Consider the following 18,861-nt stretch of genomic DNA (forward strand, 5'->3'; position numbering starts at 1 on the left):
CGCTATTGCAGCGCGTCCTTTTGCAGGTTGGCGTGCCTGACCAGGGACCGGATCAGGTTCCACGGATCTTCGTCCTCAGCCGCTTTCGGCTTGTGACCGGTGGGCCGCGCATCGGCGAGCGGCACGATGAAATAATCCGTCCGCGGGTCCGGGAACGGGTCGGCGAAGGACTTCAGAAGCGGCGCATGATCGCCGTAGAAGACGAGCCAGACGGGCCGGTCGAGCTTGTCGAGACCGTCGATCAGCTTCTTCAGGGCGGCGTCCGATTGCTCGAGGATCGCCAGGTAGATATCGACCGGACTGGTGAGGCCTTCGACGCGCCCGGGTTCCCAAGGGCCGTGATTGGCCATCGAGGCGACGAAGACGAAGCCGCTCTCGTCTTCGGGTAGATTGTGAACTTCTTCAAGCACCCTCGCCGCGAGCGCCGCGTCGGAGACGTAGAGCCCGTCCCGTTCGGGATCATGGTCGAAGGCGTCGAGCATGGTGAGCTTCTCGAAGCCGAGCACCGGCATTGCCTTGTGCCGCAGGAAGAACGTCCGGTCATAGGGGTGGATGAAATGCGTGCGCCAGCCGGCGCGCTTCAGCTTTCCCGGCCAGACCACGTCGGCATAATGCGCCGCGCGGAGATAGGGGTAGCTCGCATCGACATGGATGTCGTCCGGCACGAGGCCGCTCAGGACGGCGAATTCGGTGCGCAGCGTATAGCCGCCCTCGAAGACATTGCTCAGGCGCCCCCATTGCACCGCTTGCTTGCGCAGCCGGTCGATCGTCGGCAGCTTGATCGAATTGACGCCGAAGTGCCGCATGTCGATGAAGGACTCCGACTGCCAGACAACGATCAACGGCGCTTCCTCGTGGCCGATGAGGTCATGGACCGCTGCGCGCAGGCGTTCGGAAAGCTCGGCGACGATCTTCTCACGCTTGACCCCCAGCCAGACAATGAAGTGGAAGACGACCGAACCGAAGGTGCCGAACCGCACCGTGCTCATCTTCACATTGACCTTTTTGCCCACCAGCCGTTGGACGAGCGCGGCAGTAGGCCGGTTCACCGGCCCGTAGAACAGGAGCAGCCAGGGTCCCGCCGCGATCAAGATCATCACCACGATCCAGAACGGCTTGTCCCTTGCGGGCAGGACGCTCGGCTCGAAATACATGTAAAGGCCCGAGACGCCGAACACGTAGAGGAAGGCGACGATCCAGAAGACGATGTTCAGCGAAGTCGCATAGAAGATGGTCTTGTATTTGAAGACGTCCGCGACAAGAGCGATGTCGGAAAAGACCAACGGCTCGCGGATGAACTTGAACTTCGCCCGGGAAATGCCGGTGAAGATGATGAAGAAGCTCATCGTGCCGGCAGCCGCATAGAGGGGGCGCCAGGAGATCGCGAAAAAGCCGGCAAAGACCAGCGCGATGACGGGCAGACGGGCAAGCGCATCGATGATGGCCCGATTGCGCCCGTAGGGGGGAGCGTTCCTCCTGCGCTCTCGTGCCGGCAGGGCGAAGCGGTCCGTGAAGAAGATCACCCCGCAGCTCAGCAGATAGCAAATGACGGCCAATGCTATCGGGTAGTCATGCAGGTGGAAGGGAAGAAGCGTCAAGCAAATACCTTTATGCCGTTTCACCGCCGATGCCGTCTCGGCGGGGGTGCCGTCCGTTGACTTAAAGACTAAGCTCGGCCGGCACAAGCATGGCCGGGCTGCGTCCGCCTCACCGTCCACCGTGGCGATCGATTGCCCTGTCGAACCACCAATTGATAAGGGGTCTTATCGCGGGTCCGAAACGGCCAAGCAGGTACAAAGTAGGCCCGAAGTAGATTTCGAACCGCCGGCGTTCGATGCCTCTTACGATCTTCCGGGCGACCGCCTCGGCCGTCCAGGGGCGAACCGCTCCCATCACGACACTCGCCTCCCGCGGCCGCGAGGCGAGCTCGCGCTCGAACTGCGGCGTCTCGGTGTCGGGCGGGAAGCAGACGGAGACGCTGACATTGTGGCGACGCGCCTCGCTGCGGAGCGCCTGGGCAAAGCCGTGCAGCGCGAACTTCGACGCGCAATAAGCCGTATAGCCGTAGATGCCGATCAGGGCGGCGCCGGAGGAGATCATCATGATGTGGCCTTCGCGCCGCCGCATCATGTCCGGATAGACGGCGCGAACTGCATGAACCGTGCCGGAGAAGTTCGTTTCGATCTGGCGATGGAAGGCCGCGCTCTGCAATGTCTCGAAAGGGCCGGGCTCGACGACGCCCGCCGCCGTGACGAGAATGTCGCAGGGGCCGAGCGCATCCACGCAACGGGAGATCGCGGCACCGATCTCATCCCCCTTGGAGACGTCGGCGGGCTCGATGCGGATATCTTCGGCCTTCACGCCGTATTTCGATGTCAGCTTCTGCGCCGCCGCTTGCAGGAGATCGCGAGAGCGGGCGATTAGCGAGAGACGCGCGCCGCGGGCGCCGTAGATCGATGCGAGTGCCAGGCCAATGCCGCTGGAGCCTCCGGTGATGATCACATGTGTCATGTAGAGAACCCGCTTGCGGCGCTGTAATGTTATCGGCAGGTGACGCTTTTGACCACTATGTTAGAGGCGGGATGCGGGCGCAAAACCGCGCACACCTTTCCTCATCCGCTCTAGCGCGCCGAGAGCGCTTTCAGCGTCTTTTCGATATCGACGCCGCCGAGGCCGAAATTGCGTTCCGTGAGCTCCTTCAGCCGCTCGGCGGTCAGCATCACGGTGCGGCGGATCTGCTCCTCCGTATGGTCTGAGGTGATGAAGAAGCGCAAACGTGCCTGTCCTTCCGGCACCGCCGGGTGAATAATGGGCAGCACGTTGATGCCGGCCGCCAGCAGGTCGTTGGAGAGCTGAACGGCGCGCAGTGAATCCCCGACGATAACCGGCACGACCGAGAAGCCGCCACTAAGCCCCGTGTCGAGGCCGGCTTCCTTGGCGAGCCTCAGGAAGAGGCTGCCGTTGCGTCTCAGCGCCGCCGTGCGCTCCGGTTCCCTTTCGAGGATATCGAGGCTGGCGACGGCGGATGCCGCAAGCACCGGCGCGAGGCCGACACTGTAGACGAAACCGCCGGCCGACGCCTTGAGCACGGCCGCCAGCGCCTCGCTGCCGGCAATGTAGCCGCCACAACTCGACGTGGTCTTCGAGAGTGTCCCCATCCAGATGTCGACCTCGTGCGGATCGACGCCGAAATGTTCGGCAAGGCCTTTGCCGCGCCGCCCAAGGACGCCGAGCGAGTGGGCCTCGTCGACCATGAGCCAGAAGCCGTATTCGGCCTTGAGCTTCAGCAGCGCGGGCAGGTTGGCGGTGTCGCCGTCCATCGAATAGATGCCCTCGACGATCACCATGATATAGCGATAGTCGCCGGCAACCGTGCGCAGCACATGTTCGAGATCGGCGGTGTCATTGTGCTTGAACAGGCGCCGTGTAGCGCCCGAGAGCTTGATACCGGCGAGCGCGCTGTTGTGGATGAATTCGTCGTGGATGACGAGGTCCTTCGGGCCCATCAGGCAGCCGATGGCAGCGACGTTGGTCAGATACCCGCTGACGAAGCAGACTGCCGCGTCGACGCCATAGAAGCGCGCGATTTTTTCCTCGAGCTCCACATGCTGCGGCCGCTCGCCGGCGACCAGCCGGCTCGCCGAGGCGGAGATTCCGAAATTGCCGATCGTCTCCTGCGCCCGGTCGAGGACATGGGCATGCTTGTTCAGCCCGAGATAGTCGTAGGAAGCGAAATTGATCAGCTTACGGCCGTCGATCATCGTCGTTGCGCCGGCTGCTGTCTGATGCGGCCGGTAAAAGGGATTGGCGATGCCGAACTGCTCGCTCACCAGCTTCTGCGCCTGCACCTGCTTGTATTCCGGCAGGTCTTCGAAGCGGGCCTGCTGGCGACGTGGCGCTGGCGGCAACTCCCGTTCCGAGCGCGCCATCCGGTTACGCTCGGACGATTGATGCGTGTTCCTCATCCTGTCCAGCAAGCTCTCCTTGAGGCTGCTGTTCATCTTGGAGAAGGTCTGGCCGTTTCCGTCGCTGCTCATTGGCTCAGTGCTTTTTCCTTGACCGCCCCGGCATGACGCTGCGCAAGTTCGGTGACGAGCTTGTCGTCGCCAGACTCGGCGTCTTCGTTCTGGTCGCGTTTGCTGACTTTCTCGTAGAGCTTGCGCGCAACATCGCCCACGGTCGTATTGTCGGCGACGCCGCTCAACGGCATGTCGAAGCCCGTATTCTGCTGGAAGCTCATGCCGAGTTCCACCGCCATCAGGCTGTCGAGGCCGATCTCCTTCAATATCTTGCCGCGCGTCACTGTATCCTTCGACACGCGGAGGATCGCGGCGATCTCACCGGCCACGAGGTCAAACAGGATCTCCTCCGCCTCCTGCGGCGACTTGCCTTCGACCATCGCGACGAGATCCATCTTCGTGCCCTCGGCGCTCGAAGCATGCTGGTCGGCGCTCCGCAGGATTACCTCGAAGAGAGCGTTGCGGGCGACCGGCAGGTTGCGCGCGGCAGTCCAGTCGATCTCCGAAATCATCACGACCGCGGCATCGACCGTGCCCGGATCGGCGGCGATATGGCTCTCGACCATGTCGAGCGCGACTTGCGCCTTCAACGCCGTCTTGCCGATACGCTTGGAGAGCAGGTCGTTCACGTCGGCGTTCTGGGTCAGGTAGCCGGCGTCGGCGATCGCGCCGAAGCCGACGGCCAGCCCCGCCAGGCCTTCTTCGCGTCGTGCGCGAGCAAGGCCTTCGAGATAGCCGTTAGCGGCGACGTAGTTCGCCTGTCCGGGATTGCCGACCATCGTCGTTGCCGACGAGAACAGGATGAAGTTGTCGAGCTCATCGCCGCGGGTGAGGCGATCGAGGATTGCCGCGCCCTTGGCCTTCGTGTCGATAACCGGCCGGTTGCGCTCGCGGTTGAGATTGCTGATCAGCGCATCGTCGAGCACCATTGCCGCGTGGACGACGGAGCGGAGCGGCGCTTCACGCCGCAGCGTTGTGAGAAGCGTATCCACGGCTGCGGCATCGGTGATATCGCAGGCATGCAGCGATGCGGAGACGCCGGCCTTCTGCCACCGTTCGATTGCTGCACCCGTTTCCGCATCCGGTTGGCCGCGGCGGGAGCAGAGTACGATTCGCCGCGCACCTTTTTCGACGAGCCAGTTGGCCGCCGCCAGACCGAAGCCGCCGATACCGCCGACGACGAGGTGGATGCCGTCCGCATCGACCTTCATGCTCTTGCTTCGTTTCGCCGTCACCTCGTGCTTGCCGGCCGTGGGCGGCAGGACGACGATCTTGCCGATGTGACCGGCATTCTGCATCAGCCGGAAGGCATTGCCGATTTCATCGAAATCGAAGGCGCGATAGGGCAGCGGCGTAAGCCGGCCCTGCTCGAAGAGCGCCCCGATTTCCGTAAAGATGCGTCTGGTCAGCTCCGGCGCATTGACGAGAAGCTGGTCGGCGTCGATGCCGAAATAGCTGACGTTGCGGCGGAACGGCCTGAGCCCGATCTTGCTGTCGGCATAGTAGTCGCGCTTGCCGAGTTCCAGGAACCGGCCGAAGGGTTTGACGAGGGCCAGGCTCTGCTCCATCGCCTCGGCGAAGAGCGAGTTGAGCACGAGGTCGACGCCTTCGCCGCCGGTGACCGCGCGGACGTCGTTGACGAAGCCGAGCGAACGCGAGTCGAAGACATGATCGGCGCCGAGCATCGTCAGGAAGCGCCGCTTTTCGCGCGTTCCGGCCGTTGCGATGACCTTGGCTCCCTTGAGCTTTGCCACCTGGAGCGCGGCGAGGCCGACGCCGCCGGCGGCACCGTGGATCAGGATCGTCTCGCCTGCCTGGATGCGGCCGAGCTCGACCATCGCGTAATAGGCCGTCAGGAAGGCGACCGGCACGGTCGCGGCGGCGACGGGATCCATCGTGCGCGGCAGCTTGGCAATGCCGGCGCGGGCAACGACCGCGTGCGTCGAGAAGGCGGAGGAGGCGATCGCCATGACCGCGTCGCCGACGGCAAGGTCGTCGACCCCTTCGCCGACCGCGACCACGTGACCGGAAAGCTCCATGCCGATCGTCGCGCCGGCAAAACCATCTTCCAGCGCTTCCTCGGGGAGCAGGCCCATCGCCCACATGACGTCGCGGAAGTTCAAGCCCGTCGCAGCAACGGCGACGACGACTTCGCCCGGTCCGGCCTCCGGCACCGTGCTTTCTTCCCAGGCGATGCTTGCGACCTGCGAGCTAACCCGCTGGCGAATGGTCGCCGCTGCAAAACTGTTCGTCTTGCCCGCGGTCCTGTTCGCCGCGCCGGGGACAGCGCGAATTTCTGAAAGCAGCCCGGCTGCCCGATCGAGCAGCCATTCGCGGTTCGGCCCCGACACCGTCAACAGGGGGAGCGCCGAGGAAAGCATATCCGCGTGGGTGAAGTCCGCGTGATTGGAGACGTCGAGCGCATGAACGTCGAGGAAGTCGTATTCGTTCTGCAGAACGCGGACGAATGTCCACAAGCCCGCATTGATCCCCGAGCTTGCCGATCCGGAGACCGGCGCGCCACCGGGCGCGACGAGCACGAGGCGCGGACGGTCGTCGCCGGTTGCTTCGGCGTCTGCCTGATGCTGCCTCAACGCCTCCGCGAAGGCGCTCAGTGCCAGCACGCGCGTTTGCAGCAGCGCGGAATCATCCGCGCCAACGCGGTCCGCCGGAGACACGAAAATCGCTCGCACCGGTCGCTCGCCAAGCGCCTCGAGGGCGGTGCGGAGCGTTGCGACATCAGCGGCCATATCGCCGGTCATGGCAACGGGCATTGCATGCGTATCGACCGGCAGCGGCTCTTTCCGGGCGTTTGCAGTGTCGATCAGCAGATAGGAGGCCGCGGCAATCCGGTTCGCCTCGGCGCCTGCACTTGCCGCCACCGCTGCGCCGCGCGCCTCGATGAGGATGGTGCTGCCATGCGGGCACTCGCGGTCGGTGACGGCGACGTCGCTGAGGTCGAGATCCGTGAGGCATTTCTGCCAGTGCGGCACGGCCGCGATCTTGCCGATCGGGAACTCCGCCGTCTGGCTGCGCGAAAACCATCCATCCGAGAGACCCAAGGCGAAGTCACCGAAGATCGACGGCGCGCTGACCGATGCGACAAGGGCTCCGTTTTCCCTGAGCGTGGATCGCAAGGCGGTGCGGACGCCGCTGTCCTCTTCGATCAGCTGGTAGAGATTGTCCGAAGCGCTGACGGCGAGATCGAAAGGCGCGATCGCAGCGAACTCGCTCTTCTTGAGGATGCGCACATGCGCGTCCTCCTCGAAGGCGATCTCGAGGTTGCGCTGGGCGTTGTCCCGCGGTTCGACGACGGTGAGCGTCGCCCCGTGTCTGGCCGCGAGCTCGGCGAGCCGCCGCGTGAAGCCGGCGGAGACGCTGGCGAATTCCACGATGCGCAAGCGGGCGCCTTCGGACTGCGAAGCGAGTGCCCGTTCGACGGCAGCGAGAACCTCGTCCATGCGCGAGCGGCTGGCCACCGAATGCACGGCCTGATGATCGAGCGTCGCCTCGCTCATGAAACCGGCGCTGAAGGACGGCGAGGCATCGCTTTCTGCGGTGGAGGCGAAGAGCTTGTCGAGCCGGCTGAGCGCTTCCGCATAGGCATTGTTGATGAGCACCGCTTCCACGGAGCGGTCGGGGCGATCGCCATAGAGTTCGCCGAGAATTTCCGGCACGGTCGGCAGCGCGAATTCCGGCGCGATTTTCCAGGTGCCGTCCTGATGCTCGCAAAGCCCCGCGTCCTCGAGCGCATAGAGACAGCTCATGAGGAAGCATTGGAAAGCGAAATCGCCGGGCAGCGCATGGCTTTGGATCGTGGTCTTTCCTCTGCCGAGCTTCAGGGCGATTTCCTGGCAGGCGCGGTAAATGGCGGCATTGAAGAGCAGCGTCGCATTGTCGGGACCGTCCTCGCGGGCAGTCTGATGCGTCAATTGCGCAGGGATGGCCGCTAAAGTCCTCCCGCCGGGCAAAGCCACGTCCGAGAGCGTCGTCTCATAGTGGAAGGAAAGCCCGTCCAGCGTCTTGTGCTTGCGCAAATAGGTGCGGCGGAAGCGGCAATCGTCGAAATGGGCGATCGGCGCGCCGGCCGCATCGAAGAAGTGGAATCTTGCCTTGATCGAATTGGTGCTGACGCGCTCGATCTCGATCAGGGCACGGGCAATCGGCCGGCCGGCGTTGACGATGCGTACCGAGCCGAAGCGCACCGGGATGTAGGGCGCGCCGCCCCGGTCGCCGCTGAAGCGGTCGAAGAGGGCGACCAATCCATGGAACGTCGCGTCGACCGAGATCGGATGAAGGGCATAGGTGACAAAGGGATGTCCCGCCGCCTCCGGTGCTTTCAGCTCGACATCGATGAACCGGTCTCCATAGGCCACGGCTCGCGACAGAAGCTGGAAATGCGGGCCGTAATCCAGCCCGAACTGTTTCGCCGTTTCATAGGCCTTCGATGCCGTGACGACCGCGGTTTTCGCCATGCCGGTGAAGGAGGGAGAATTTTCGTTCGTTCCCGGCGTGGGCTTGCGGCATCGGGCGACTGCATGGACCGTCCAATCGTCTTCCGAGAGACGCTCGCGCGACCGGATCTCGACGTCACCGGTCTCCGGCGACAGGGTGGTCGAGACCTCCATGATGCGACTGTCGCTGAGTTCCAGGTGCCGTACAATCTCCAGATTGGTGATCTCGATCTCGTCGCTGCCGTAATATTGCTGCGCCGCCGAGACCGCCACCTCGATGAAACCGCTGCCGGGAAGGATCGCCTTGCCGTCGACGACGTGCTCCGCGAGATCCGGGAAGAGATGCGCGTCGACGTGGTTCTTCCAGCTTCCGGAATTGGGATCGCTGCGCCAGCCACTGAGACGGTAGGGCTTGCCGGAGCGTCCGAAGAGGTCGGTCGCATCGGTCGTGGCAGTCGGGCGCAGTTCAACCGGCTCGAAGGGCAGGCTCGGCAACGTGATGAACGCGTTGCGCTTGCCGTAGACGCGCGGCCGGTCGACTGCCGCGCCATGCGCAACGGCACGCGCCATCGATGCCGAGATCGGGTCATGGCCGTTTGCTCCGGCGTCGCGAAGCAGCGTCGGTACGATGCTCGCCGGCACCGCCGCCTGCTTGATGGTCTCCTTGACATAGGATGCCAGGATCGGCCGCGGAGAGATTTCGATGAAGAGCCGACAGCCGAGTTCGAGCGCCGCTTCGGCGGCGGCTTGGAAGCGCACCGGCTCGCGAACGTTTTTCCACCAGTAGTCCGGATCGAGTTCGGTCCCGTCGAGCGCGGAGCCGGTGACTGTCGAGAGGTAGGTCAGCTCAGCGTGACGCGGGGCGATATCGGGAATATCGGCGAGAAACGCCTGTTTCGCCTGGTCGATGATCGGATGGTGGAACGGATAGTTGATGTCGAGAATCTGTACCGGGATCTTCGCCTTGCGGGCCGCGTCGCGAAACGCGGAAATCTCGTGTGCCGGCCCGGAAATCGTTACCGAGTTATGTGCATTGACTGCTGCGACGCAGAGCTCGTTGAGGCCGCGCGCCTTGGCGAAAGCGTCGGCCGCTTCCTCGCCGAGCATGACGGCGGCCATCGTGCCCTGGCCGGCGAGGAGATCCTGGTGCAGGGAACGCTTCGCAACGATCGACACGGCGTCGACCAACGAAAGCGCGCCAGCCGCGTAAGCCGCGGCGATCTCGCCGACCGAGTGGCCGAAGACGGCGGTCGGCTTGATGCCCATGGCGACGATCGAGTCCGAGAGCGCGGCCTGGATCGCGAAGAGCAGCGGCTGGGCGACCTTCGTGTCGGCAAGCTTTCGTTCCAGCTCCGGATCGGTCAAGAGGTCGGTGAGAGCGATGTCCGAATGGAACTTGAAGAGGGCGCTGACCGAGGTGAAGGACTGACGGAAGTGCAGGTTCTCCCGGAACGCCTCGACGCCCATGCCGGCCCATTGCGAGCCGTTTCCAGAGAAGACGAAGGCGACCTTTGCGTCCTTCACGGCTGCTTCGCCGATCTCGCCGATATCGGAACCGGGCTTTTCGAGGTGGCTCGCGATGGCCCTGACGATATCCTCGGGATGATCGCTGCGCGCTACGAAACGATGGCGCATATGCGTCCGGTTGGCGCCCGAGGCGGCGATGATCGCGCGCGTCTCGTCCCTGGAGGCGCCCTGAAAGGCGGCCTTGTAGTCCTTGAGCAGGTTCTCCAGGCTCGACGCCGTATGAGCGCTTGCGAGGAATACATGGCCTGCCGGCGAGGCCGCACCCTTTTCCTGCTGTGCCGGATCCGGATCGCTGATGACGACGTGCGCGTTCGCACCGCCGAAGCCGAAGGAATTGATGCCGGCGAGCCGGGCGCGCTTGCCTTTCAGGAGCTCGATCGGATTGGCCGTGACGCGGACATTGAGGCCTTCGAAATCGATGTGCTCGTTCGGCGTATCGAAATGCAGCGATGCCGGCAGATAGTTGTTCTCGAGCGCCAGGACGGCCTTCAGCATTCCGAATAGGCCGGATGCGGGCTCCGTGTGGCCGATATTCGATTTGATCGAGCCGATCGGTACCGGAGCCCTGCGCTTGGCGCCGATCACCGTGCCGATGGACCATACCTCCGCCGGGTCGCCGACTTTGGTGCCGGTGCCGTGACCTTCGATGAAGGCCACCTGATTGGCGTCGATGCCGTTGCCTTCGTAGATCGCCTTGAGCAGATTGGCCTGAGCCTCGCGCGAGGGCAGCGAGATGCCGTTGGTGCGGCCGGCCGAATTGACGCCGGAGGCGACGATGCGGGCATAGCTGCGGTCGCCCTCGCGGCGCGCCCGCTCCGTGCGGCGCAGGACGAAGACGACGCCGCCCTCGGCGCGCACATAGCCGGCGCCGTCGTTGTCATAGGCGCGGCAGAGCCCTTCGGGCGAAAGCATGCGCGCCTGGGCGAAGCCGACGAAGGGAAGCGGATGGGCAAGGATGTTCACCCCGCCGACGATCGCGGTATCGATCTCACCGGCGTTGAGCGCCCGCATCGCCTGGTCGAGGGCGACGAGCGAGGAGGAGCAAGCGGTGTCGACGGTCATGCTCGGGCCGCTCAGCCCGAAAACATGGGAAATGCGGTTGGAGACGATCGAGAGCGTGTTGCCCGTCATAAAGTAGGGGCCAGCGGCAGCCGGGTCTTCGACCGTCAGGTTGGCGTGGTCGAGGCTCGATGCACCGACATAGACACCGACGTTCTCGCCGTGCAGTGATACCACCGAGATATTGGCATCTTCGAGCGCACGCCAGGCCAGCTGCAGAAGGACGCGCTGCTGCGGGTCCATATACATGGCCTCGCGCTGCGACATGCCGAAGACGGCAGGGTCGAAGTCGTAAATCTCTTCGAGAACGCCGGCGGCAAACGAATAGGTCTTGCCCTGCGTGCCCATCGCCGGGTGCCAGAATCGCGCCAGATCCCAGCGGTCCGAGGGGACGCGGGACACGGTGCACTTGCCCTGACGAAGAATTTTGAACAGCGCCTGAGGAGATGTCGCTCCGGGGGCAAGGCATGCACGCCCTATGATTTCAACCGTCATGTATGATCGAACGCTCTGAACTGCCGTTAAAATTGTCTTGGCCCATTGCTCTATCAAACTTGAATTGCAATGGGCAACATTCGTCTTCGGTGGATTTCCCGGTTTTATCCCCTCTGCTGTATTAGGGAGCTTTTAACTCAAAGTGCCTAGCTTTCAACCCCGAAGGAGTAGATATACGCCTAGTATCGCTCGTCCAAGACAATTACCGCGACAGTCCGTAACCGAAGTCGAGGCGGTATGACCGGAAAGGCGCAGTCCCAAATAATTTGGCTGCCATGGCGGAGAGGTGGCTTGTTGCGGGACGGTCTTTGTGCTTTTCAGAGGCCGGCGGAATTTATGCGGCGCAGTTCCTTCAATAGAATCATGGCTGTGCCGAATACGGAGTGTCGTAGTGAAACGAGTGGCTGCCCTTTTGCTTTGTACCGCGCTTGCGGGATGTCAAGCCGTACCGGGCGAGGGCCCTCTAGCAACCGATATCGTCGCAGACGCCGGCCAATCCGGCGCACAGATCGGCAGAAAGAACGCCACGGTGTTCGATATCGTCGACGTTGACGGCCAATCGGCGCGGCTCGTTTCCGATTATGTCGCCACCACGCTCAGCCGCCGCTTCGGCATCGGCGGCGGTGTCGGCCAGGTGGTGATCGGCGTCGGCGACCAGTTGAAGGTGACGATCTTCGAGGCCGGCAGCGACGGCCTGTTTTCCACAACGGAATCGAAGCAGACGAGCATCGACCTGGTCGTCCAGCCCGACGGCAAGGCGGCGATCCCCTATGTCGGCTCGGTGCGCTTTGCCGGCCTGACGCTGGAACAGGCGCGGCAGGCAATCCTCGACGCGCTGAAACAGAAGGCGGTGGAGCCGGACGTGATCGTGACGTCGACGTCGACGGCCTCGCGCATCGTCACCGTTTCCGGCGCCGTCGGTCGTCCCTCGGTGGTGCCGCTCAACCTCGTCAGCGAAACGATCAACGAGGTCATCGCCAAGGCCGGCGGCCCGGCGGCGCAGCCCTACGAGACCTATGTCACGCTCGTGCGCGGCAAGAAGACCGGCACGGTCCTCTTGAAATCGATCATCGCCAACCCGTCGGAAAACATCCACGTCAAGCCGGGCGACCAGATCTTCGTCACCCGCGACCCGCGCACCTTCACGATTCTCGGCCAGGTCCGGGCCAATCAGCGCGTCGAGTTCGGCTCCAACGACCTGAACCTGCTCGAAGCGGTAGCGCTTGCCGGCGGCGGCGCGGACCAGACGATCGACGCGAAGGGCTACTTCGTCTTCCGCTACGAGGAGCCGGACATCGTCATGAGTCTGCTTGGCCAGGAGCGTTTCCACCAAATGCTCGGCAAGGGCCTGAAGGCCGACAGCGTCGGCCGCTACCCGATCGTCTATCGCTTCAACATGACCAATCCGGACAGCCTGATCGTCGGCCAGACCTTCCCGATCAAGAACCGCGACGTCATCTACGCCTCCCGCCATCCTTCGGTCGATATCGCGAAGTTCCTCGATTTCGTCGCGCGGCCGATCGGCATCGCAAATTCCGGCGTCGCGATAGCCGACAATCTCGACGATCTGCGCAACTGACATCGGCGTGGGAGACGTTCTTCACGAATGCGCTTCAGCCTGATCTCGGCCGCCTGCACTTGCCGGCCGACCCCTGCTCTAACAGCTTGGAAATGATCGCTTTTGCGGTGCCGCCGACAATGCGGCGCCGGATTGGTGCGCGGCCGATGAACATGCTTGCCGCCTCGCGCGTTCTGTGATTGATCTTGCGCTTAAATCGATTTGTCGATCGCCAATGCCGATCGGCCGGATCGCGAGGAGTGGTTCATGGCTGAAGATGCTCTGATCGTCGTCGACCTGCAGAACGACTTCTGCCCGGGCGGTGCGCTCGCGGTCGAAGGCGGCGATGAGATCGTACCGATCGTCAACCGGCTTATCGAAGACTCACGCCATGTGATCCTGACGCAGGATTGGCATCCGGCCGGACATTCGAGCTTCGCTTCTAGCCATCCCGGCAAGGCGGCTTTCCAGACAGTGACCATGCCCTATGGGGAGCAGACACTCTGGCCCGACCATTGTGTGCAGGGAAGCCGGGGGGCGGACTTTCATCCGGACTTGCGCTGGACGACCGCAGAGCTGGTCCTGCGCAAGGGGTTCCGCCGCGAGATTGACAGCTATTCCGCCTTTTTCGAGAACGATCACCGGACCTCGACCGGCCTTGCCGGCTATCTGCGCGAGCGCGGAATCTCCAAGGTGTCGCTCTGCGGCCTGGCGACAGATTTCTGCGTTGCTTTCTCGGCGCTCGATGCGGTGGCACAGGGCTTTTCGACATCCGTTGTGCTAGCCGCATGCCGCGGCATTGATCTGAACAGATCGCTTGCCGCAATGACCCGGCGCATGCACGATGCCGGCGTTCAGCTGATTTAACCGCGCCGGAGCGGGGCGCCACCCACCCTTCTGTGTCCCGCTTCGAATTTTTGAAATCGATCACGGCGCTTTTCTTCGAACGCAGGATCGTGGTCATCGAGAAGGAGCGTTGTCGCAGATGCCAAAGACCGATATCGCGCGGCGGGTCTACAACCATACCTGGAAGCTCGATCCGATCATCCGCAGCCTGTTGGATACGGACTTCTACAAGCTTCTGATGCTGCAGATGATCTGGCAGCTCTACCCGGATGTCGACGCGACCTTCTCGCTGATCAACCGCACGAAAGCCGTGCGCCTCGCCCAGGAGATCGATGAACAGGAACTGCGCGACCAGCTCGACCACGCGCGCAGTCTGCGCTTCACCAAGAAGGAAATGATCTGGCTCGCAGGTAACACCTTCTACGGTCGTAAACAGATATTCTCGCCGGAATTCCTGGCCTGGCTCGGGAAATTCCGCTTGCCGGAATACGAGTTGTCGCGCCGCGACGGTCAGTTCGAACTCACCTTCCGCGGCCGCTGGGTCGAGACGACGATGTGGGAAATCCCGGCGCTCGCCATCATCAACGAGTTGCGCTCGCGGGCGGCGATGAAGGGGCTCGGGCCGTTCACGCTCGACGTGCTCTATGCCCGCGCCAAGGCCAAGATGTGGTCGAAGGTCGAGCAGTTGCGGCACTATCCGAATCTGCGCATTTCCGATTTCGGCACGCGCCGGCGTCACAGCTTCCTGTGGCAGCGCTGGTGCGTCGAGGCGCTGAAGGAGGGCATCGGCTCGTCCTTTACCGGCTCGAGCAACGTGCTGCTTGCCATGGATACGGATCTGGAGGCGGTGGGGACCAATGCGCATGAGCTGCCGATGGTGGTGGCCGCGCTTGCCCGCAACGACAGGGAGCTTGCGGCCGCGCCCTACAAGGTGTTGCGGGATTGGAACCGGCTCTACGGCGGCAACCTGCTGATCGTGCTTCCGGACGCGTTCGGAACGGCCGCTTTCTTGCGCGATGCGCCGGATTGGGTAGCGGACTGGACCGGCTTCCGGCCCGACAGCGCGCCGCCGATCGAGGGCGGTGAGAAGATCATCGCCTGGTGGAAGGAGATGGGCCGCGACCCGCGCGAGAAGCTCCTGATCTTCTCCGACGGGCTGGATGTCGACACGATCATCAAGACCTATTGCCATTTCGAGGGGCGCGTGCGCATGAGCTTCGGCTGGGGCACGAATCTCACTAACGATTTCGCCGGCTGCGCGCCGACGGAGATCAGCGGTCTCGATCCGATCTCGATCGTCTGCAAGGTCAGCGAAGCCAACGGCCACCCGGCAGTCAAGCTTTCCGACAATCCGCGCAAGGCAACCGGCGATCCGGCCGAGGTTGAGCGCTACCTGAAATTCTTCGGCTCCGAGGATTTTGTGGAGCAGACTGTCCGGGTGTGATCGCTGCCTCGCTCCGGCGAAGTCCGCGGTACTTCACGGCGGAACTATGGCGGTTATTAACCGCCATCAGGTGAACTCATGTCTCAGCCCTTTCCCGAGCCCAATCCTGCATCACCCTGAGCGCGTCCGGCGTTGTCCGGACGGGCCGACGACAACCCTCGAGACGCCAATCATATGACTTATTGGGGTACCTCACTATTTTCTTGAATTTCGCCCGGAATACCCCATGATGACCCCATTGAGGTACACCTTGGGAGGGGTTCGTGCGTCAAGCCTATTCGCCGGATGACGTCGATGTGATGCGTGGAGCGCTCGATATCTGGTGCGCTCTGCACAACGTCGGGAAGGATGGTGCGGAGGCCAACAGGGCAGCCAAGCGCATCCTCGACCTGATGGGCAGGAAGAGGTGCTCCTGCGATGAGCTTCTGGCTCAGCTTGGAGATTTCCGGCCGGACCCGCGCCGCAAGCCTTCTGATGAGCCGCGCGGCCGCATGTCTTGAGCTTCAACGGTCGAAAGGTGTCCGCTTCCGGTGAACGCGAAGGAGCGTGAACCGGGCGGGCGTGGCTTTCGAGCGCCACAGCCTTCAGCTTTTTTGACGATCCGCCACCTGACACAGCAATCGGGAAGAGCGCCTGTGTATGCGGCACGCGTCATCGCGGTATCGACGAGGTGATCTCGCCGGATACGGCGGCGTTCGCTTCCGGCCGATATTGGGACAGCGCGACATGAAGGATGCCGCTCGCCGCGATCGAGAGGACGAGAACCGCGACGCTAACGCCAAGACCCGATTTGATCATGCCCATCTTCTCCACAACGCTTTAATTACCGGCCCGCGGCTGAAAGAGCGTGAAATGGAGTTAATCCTGTGGCGTCAATCAGGCTGTTCCCCGAGTAACGTCGGATATGGTTAAGGATGTCTTGATCGCGGTTGGGTCGGCTTCATCAATCCTCAACGGAGTAGAGCCGCGGCAAGCGTTCTAGTCGCACTGTTTTACTGCAATGCCCCAACCACAGGAGGACAGCGGTTCCGAACATGAAGTGACCCGAGGGGTGCGTGATCCCCGACAGAAGCGGTGGCGGCTGCCAACGTAGATGTCACGGCGGCGTAATCGTATGATGGCGTTCGTCGAGATACCGCTCAAGCCACGTATAGCCAGCATATGTACCCGATGGGACGATGTTGTTCCGATCGGCCGCATTGGTCGTGCTGAGACCGTTTGCCTGCTCGAAGCTGTTCGGCATGCCGTCGTTATCGTTATCGGTCGGCGGTGAACCGCCGGTGATCGTGGGGAAGGAGGCGGATGTCGTATAGACCGGATTGGTGGCAGGGGCCGTCGACACGTTGTTGACAAAACCGATCCATCTCGCGTCCAGGCTGTCGCGCGGGAAGGCCCCGACTTGTTGCATCAGGTGACTCTTGAGCGTCCCCGTGCTGATGATCGGGGCACTCAGCGTTCCGATAGGAGCAGCCATGCTTGTCTCGGTGCACGGGGCCACCGGGCTTAACTGCGTGAGTCTGCAATGGGGGATGGCCGGCGAGCCCAAGAGCACGTTGTCGTTGCCGCCACCCGTCCCAACTGGCGCATACCACTTGTTCGTGGCTGCGGTGTCGTCGCTTTGGTTGATGAGGGCGATCGGGCCCGTCGATTTCGGCCCGCGCTCCATGATGTTGGCCGCGACATTCGCACAGGTGCCGACGTTGTTCGCATCAGGATGATCGTCGACGACCATGATGCCAAACTGGCCCGGGTTCGAGATCAGCGTGTTGATGACGTCATGCACGCGTTCGTTCTGAGCACCGCATCCCACCGCTTTCAAAGCCGGATTGCGCCACCGATGCGAGCTGATGATGTTGCGCCAGATAGTGGTCTTGCCGCAATCTCCCTGGTGCTGATCTGAGCAGATGAGCGGGCCGTAATCGTGATTTGCGGGTGAAAGCGGGTAGGCGAACAGGCTGTATGCGATCGTGATGTTCCTACCGCTCTGAAGCGAGTACATCGTTTGGTCCGAACCGTATCCGATCGACATATGGTCGAGATAGATGTTCTGCGGATCGACCGCGTCTACCTTCTCAATGCCGATGCCGCTCCGACTGCCTCGCGTGCTATCCCATGCGGCCTCGTTGCCCGGGCGCACGCGCAGGTGCCTCAGAAACACGTTGCTGGCCACGATGCGAATGGGCGTCTTGGCGGCCGTCGCGGCGATGCCGGGCCTCAGGCGGATCTGGATGCCGCCCGGGCTTGTCTGCCCCGCCACCGTCAAGTCGCCATTGCTCACAACGATCGGAGCCACAAGCTGGATCGTTCCGCTCGTCCGGAATACGCAAGTGCGAGCTCCAGACGCCTCCATGCAGGCCCGGAGGCTGCCCGTGCCGGTGTCCGCCGTATTCATAACAATGAACACGGCGCCACCGCGCCCTCCGCTTGTACTCCTACCGGCGCCCGAAGCGCCTGGAAACGTGTCGAGCGCTTGTGCAGACTGCACAGTCGCGAAGACGAGCACGATCAACGACGCACCACCCCGAAACAGCCTCATGACCTGCCCCCTCGAGCGCCTGCACCACCGCCGTAAGTCAGGACCTCGCTCGACGCCATTCCAATGGGCCGCCCGGCAACGCGAAAGAACGTGGCGGACCTCGTCGCCTTCCTTGCCTGGTTCACCGCCTCGGCCCGTGAAGACAAAGCGCAGGATGACTGTTTGGATTTAACGATCTCCTGTGAGGCTCAGACAATCTTGTCGAGCTGCACATCTCCAGGCGCACGCCCGACGACATTCGACAAGCTAGGTCCTGACCTAATTGCCGAGGTTTTCACGATCCCTGTCGTGCTCACCCCACGCGCTACAACCGTCCAGCTCGAAGGGTCTCACAGCGCAGGTTGTAGTCAAGGATTAGGGACATCGCCCAAACGAGTTACCGGGCAACAGAAATCAGACCCGACTTGGTCACCTTCCGCCGCTGCAGCGTCGTTTGAACTTTCAATCAAACACCAAGGCGACGACCAGAACACCGCGCGAGCGGGCCGTACCATATCTGTGCCACAGGCCTATTCAGACAGATGCGCTACTGTGTATTTTTGTTCTGGGAAGCAAGCCGCAAGGTGCTGATGACACTCTTGGTTTAGCCGAAAAACTGGTGCTGCTAGAGAGATTTGAACTCTCGACCTCTCCCTTACCAAGGGAGTGCTCTACCCCTGAGCTATAGCAGCATCCGGCGGCTCTTTGGGACAAGCCGCATCAGGCGAGGCGCCTATTGCCATAGCTTGAGGGAGAGCGCAAGCCGCATTTCGAAGTTTTTGACGGCGCCACGTGGCAACGGTCTCCAGCAGCACCGCCTCTTAGGGAGAAAGGGGCCCGATTCCAATGCGTTAGCGCTGAACGCAGGCGCAAAATGGCTTCGCATTTTTCCTCGTTCCGCTACGGCGCAAAACGTCTGGCTGCTTCCGAAAACTCTGCTTTTG

At 62.7% G+C, this 18,861-nt stretch carries 10 protein-coding genes and 1 tRNA gene; 4 read left to right on the plus strand and 7 right to left on the minus strand.

Going from position 1 to position 18,861, the window contains the following annotated elements; all coding sequences use genetic code 11:
• Window positions 1-2: 2 nt before the first annotated feature.
• The 4 genes from M728_RS01070 to M728_RS01085 all read right to left on the minus strand — a co-directional run bounded on the left by M728_RS01070 (window position 3) and on the right by M728_RS01085 (window position 11,554).
• Window positions 3-1,622 carry an LTA synthase family protein gene (locus M728_RS01070; RefSeq protein WP_026622042.1) on the minus strand — a complete coding sequence of 540 codons (1,620 nt, stop codon included), beginning with the start codon at window positions 1,620-1,622 and terminating at the stop codon, window positions 3-5.
• Between the two features lie 85 nt (window positions 1,623-1,707).
• Window positions 1,708-2,511: an SDR family oxidoreductase gene (locus tag M728_RS01075; RefSeq protein WP_026622043.1), complete on the minus strand. Its 804-nt coding sequence runs from the start codon at window positions 2,509-2,511 to the stop codon at window positions 1,708-1,710.
• A gap of 110 nt (window positions 2,512-2,621) precedes the next feature.
• On the minus strand, window positions 2,622-4,037 hold the full coding sequence (locus M728_RS01080) for an aminotransferase class I/II-fold pyridoxal phosphate-dependent enzyme (protein WP_026622044.1): 1,416 nt from the start codon (window positions 4,035-4,037) through the stop codon (window positions 2,622-2,624).
• The gene (locus tag M728_RS01085; protein ID WP_026622045.1) at window positions 4,034-11,554 is read right to left on the minus strand and encodes a type I polyketide synthase; all 7,521 of its coding nucleotides are present in this window, start codon (window positions 11,552-11,554) and stop codon (window positions 4,034-4,036) included. Before M728_RS01085 ends, M728_RS01080 begins: the two co-directional genes overlap by 4 nt.
• Before the next feature lie 391 nt (window positions 11,555-11,945).
• Between M728_RS01085 and M728_RS01090 the strand changes: the two genes are divergently transcribed.
• The 4 genes from M728_RS01090 to M728_RS01105 all read left to right on the plus strand — a co-directional run bounded on the left by M728_RS01090 (window position 11,946) and on the right by M728_RS01105 (window position 15,902).
• Window positions 11,946-13,133 carry a polysaccharide biosynthesis/export family protein gene (locus tag M728_RS01090; protein WP_370906456.1) on the plus strand — a complete coding sequence of 396 codons (1,188 nt, stop codon included), beginning with the start codon at window positions 11,946-11,948 and terminating at the stop codon, window positions 13,131-13,133.
• Between the two features lie 246 nt (window positions 13,134-13,379).
• Complete coding sequence (pncA, locus tag M728_RS01095; protein WP_026618201.1) at window positions 13,380-13,979, plus strand: bifunctional nicotinamidase/pyrazinamidase; 600 nt, start codon at window positions 13,380-13,382, stop codon at window positions 13,977-13,979.
• A 118-nt stretch (window positions 13,980-14,097) separates the two neighbouring features.
• Entirely contained in the window at window positions 14,098-15,402 is a 1,305-nt protein-coding gene (gene pncB, locus M728_RS01100; RefSeq protein WP_026618202.1) for a nicotinate phosphoribosyltransferase, read from the plus strand.
• Window positions 15,403-15,665: 263 nt separating this feature from the next.
• Window positions 15,666-15,902, plus strand: a complete 237-nt coding sequence (locus tag M728_RS01105; RefSeq protein WP_026613274.1) for a hypothetical protein — start codon at window positions 15,666-15,668, stop codon at window positions 15,900-15,902.
• A gap of 151 nt (window positions 15,903-16,053) precedes the next feature.
• Here M728_RS01105 and M728_RS01110 read toward each other — a convergent pair whose 3' ends face one another.
• The 3 genes from M728_RS01110 to M728_RS01120 form a co-directional block, all read right to left on the minus strand.
• Window positions 16,054-16,200: a hypothetical protein gene (locus M728_RS01110; protein ID WP_198023359.1), complete on the minus strand. Its 147-nt coding sequence runs from the start codon at window positions 16,198-16,200 to the stop codon at window positions 16,054-16,056.
• 298 nt (window positions 16,201-16,498) lie between these two features.
• Complete coding sequence (locus M728_RS01115; protein ID WP_156943283.1) at window positions 16,499-17,938, minus strand: hypothetical protein; 1,440 nt, start codon at window positions 17,936-17,938, stop codon at window positions 16,499-16,501.
• A 596-nt stretch (window positions 17,939-18,534) separates the two neighbouring features.
• Window positions 18,535-18,609 (minus strand) — tRNA-Thr (locus tag M728_RS01120).
• Between the last annotated feature and the right edge of the window lie 252 nt (window positions 18,610-18,861).

Source organism: Ensifer sp. WSM1721 (assembly GCF_000513895.2).
Taxonomy (GTDB): domain Bacteria; phylum Pseudomonadota; class Alphaproteobacteria; order Rhizobiales; family Rhizobiaceae; genus Sinorhizobium.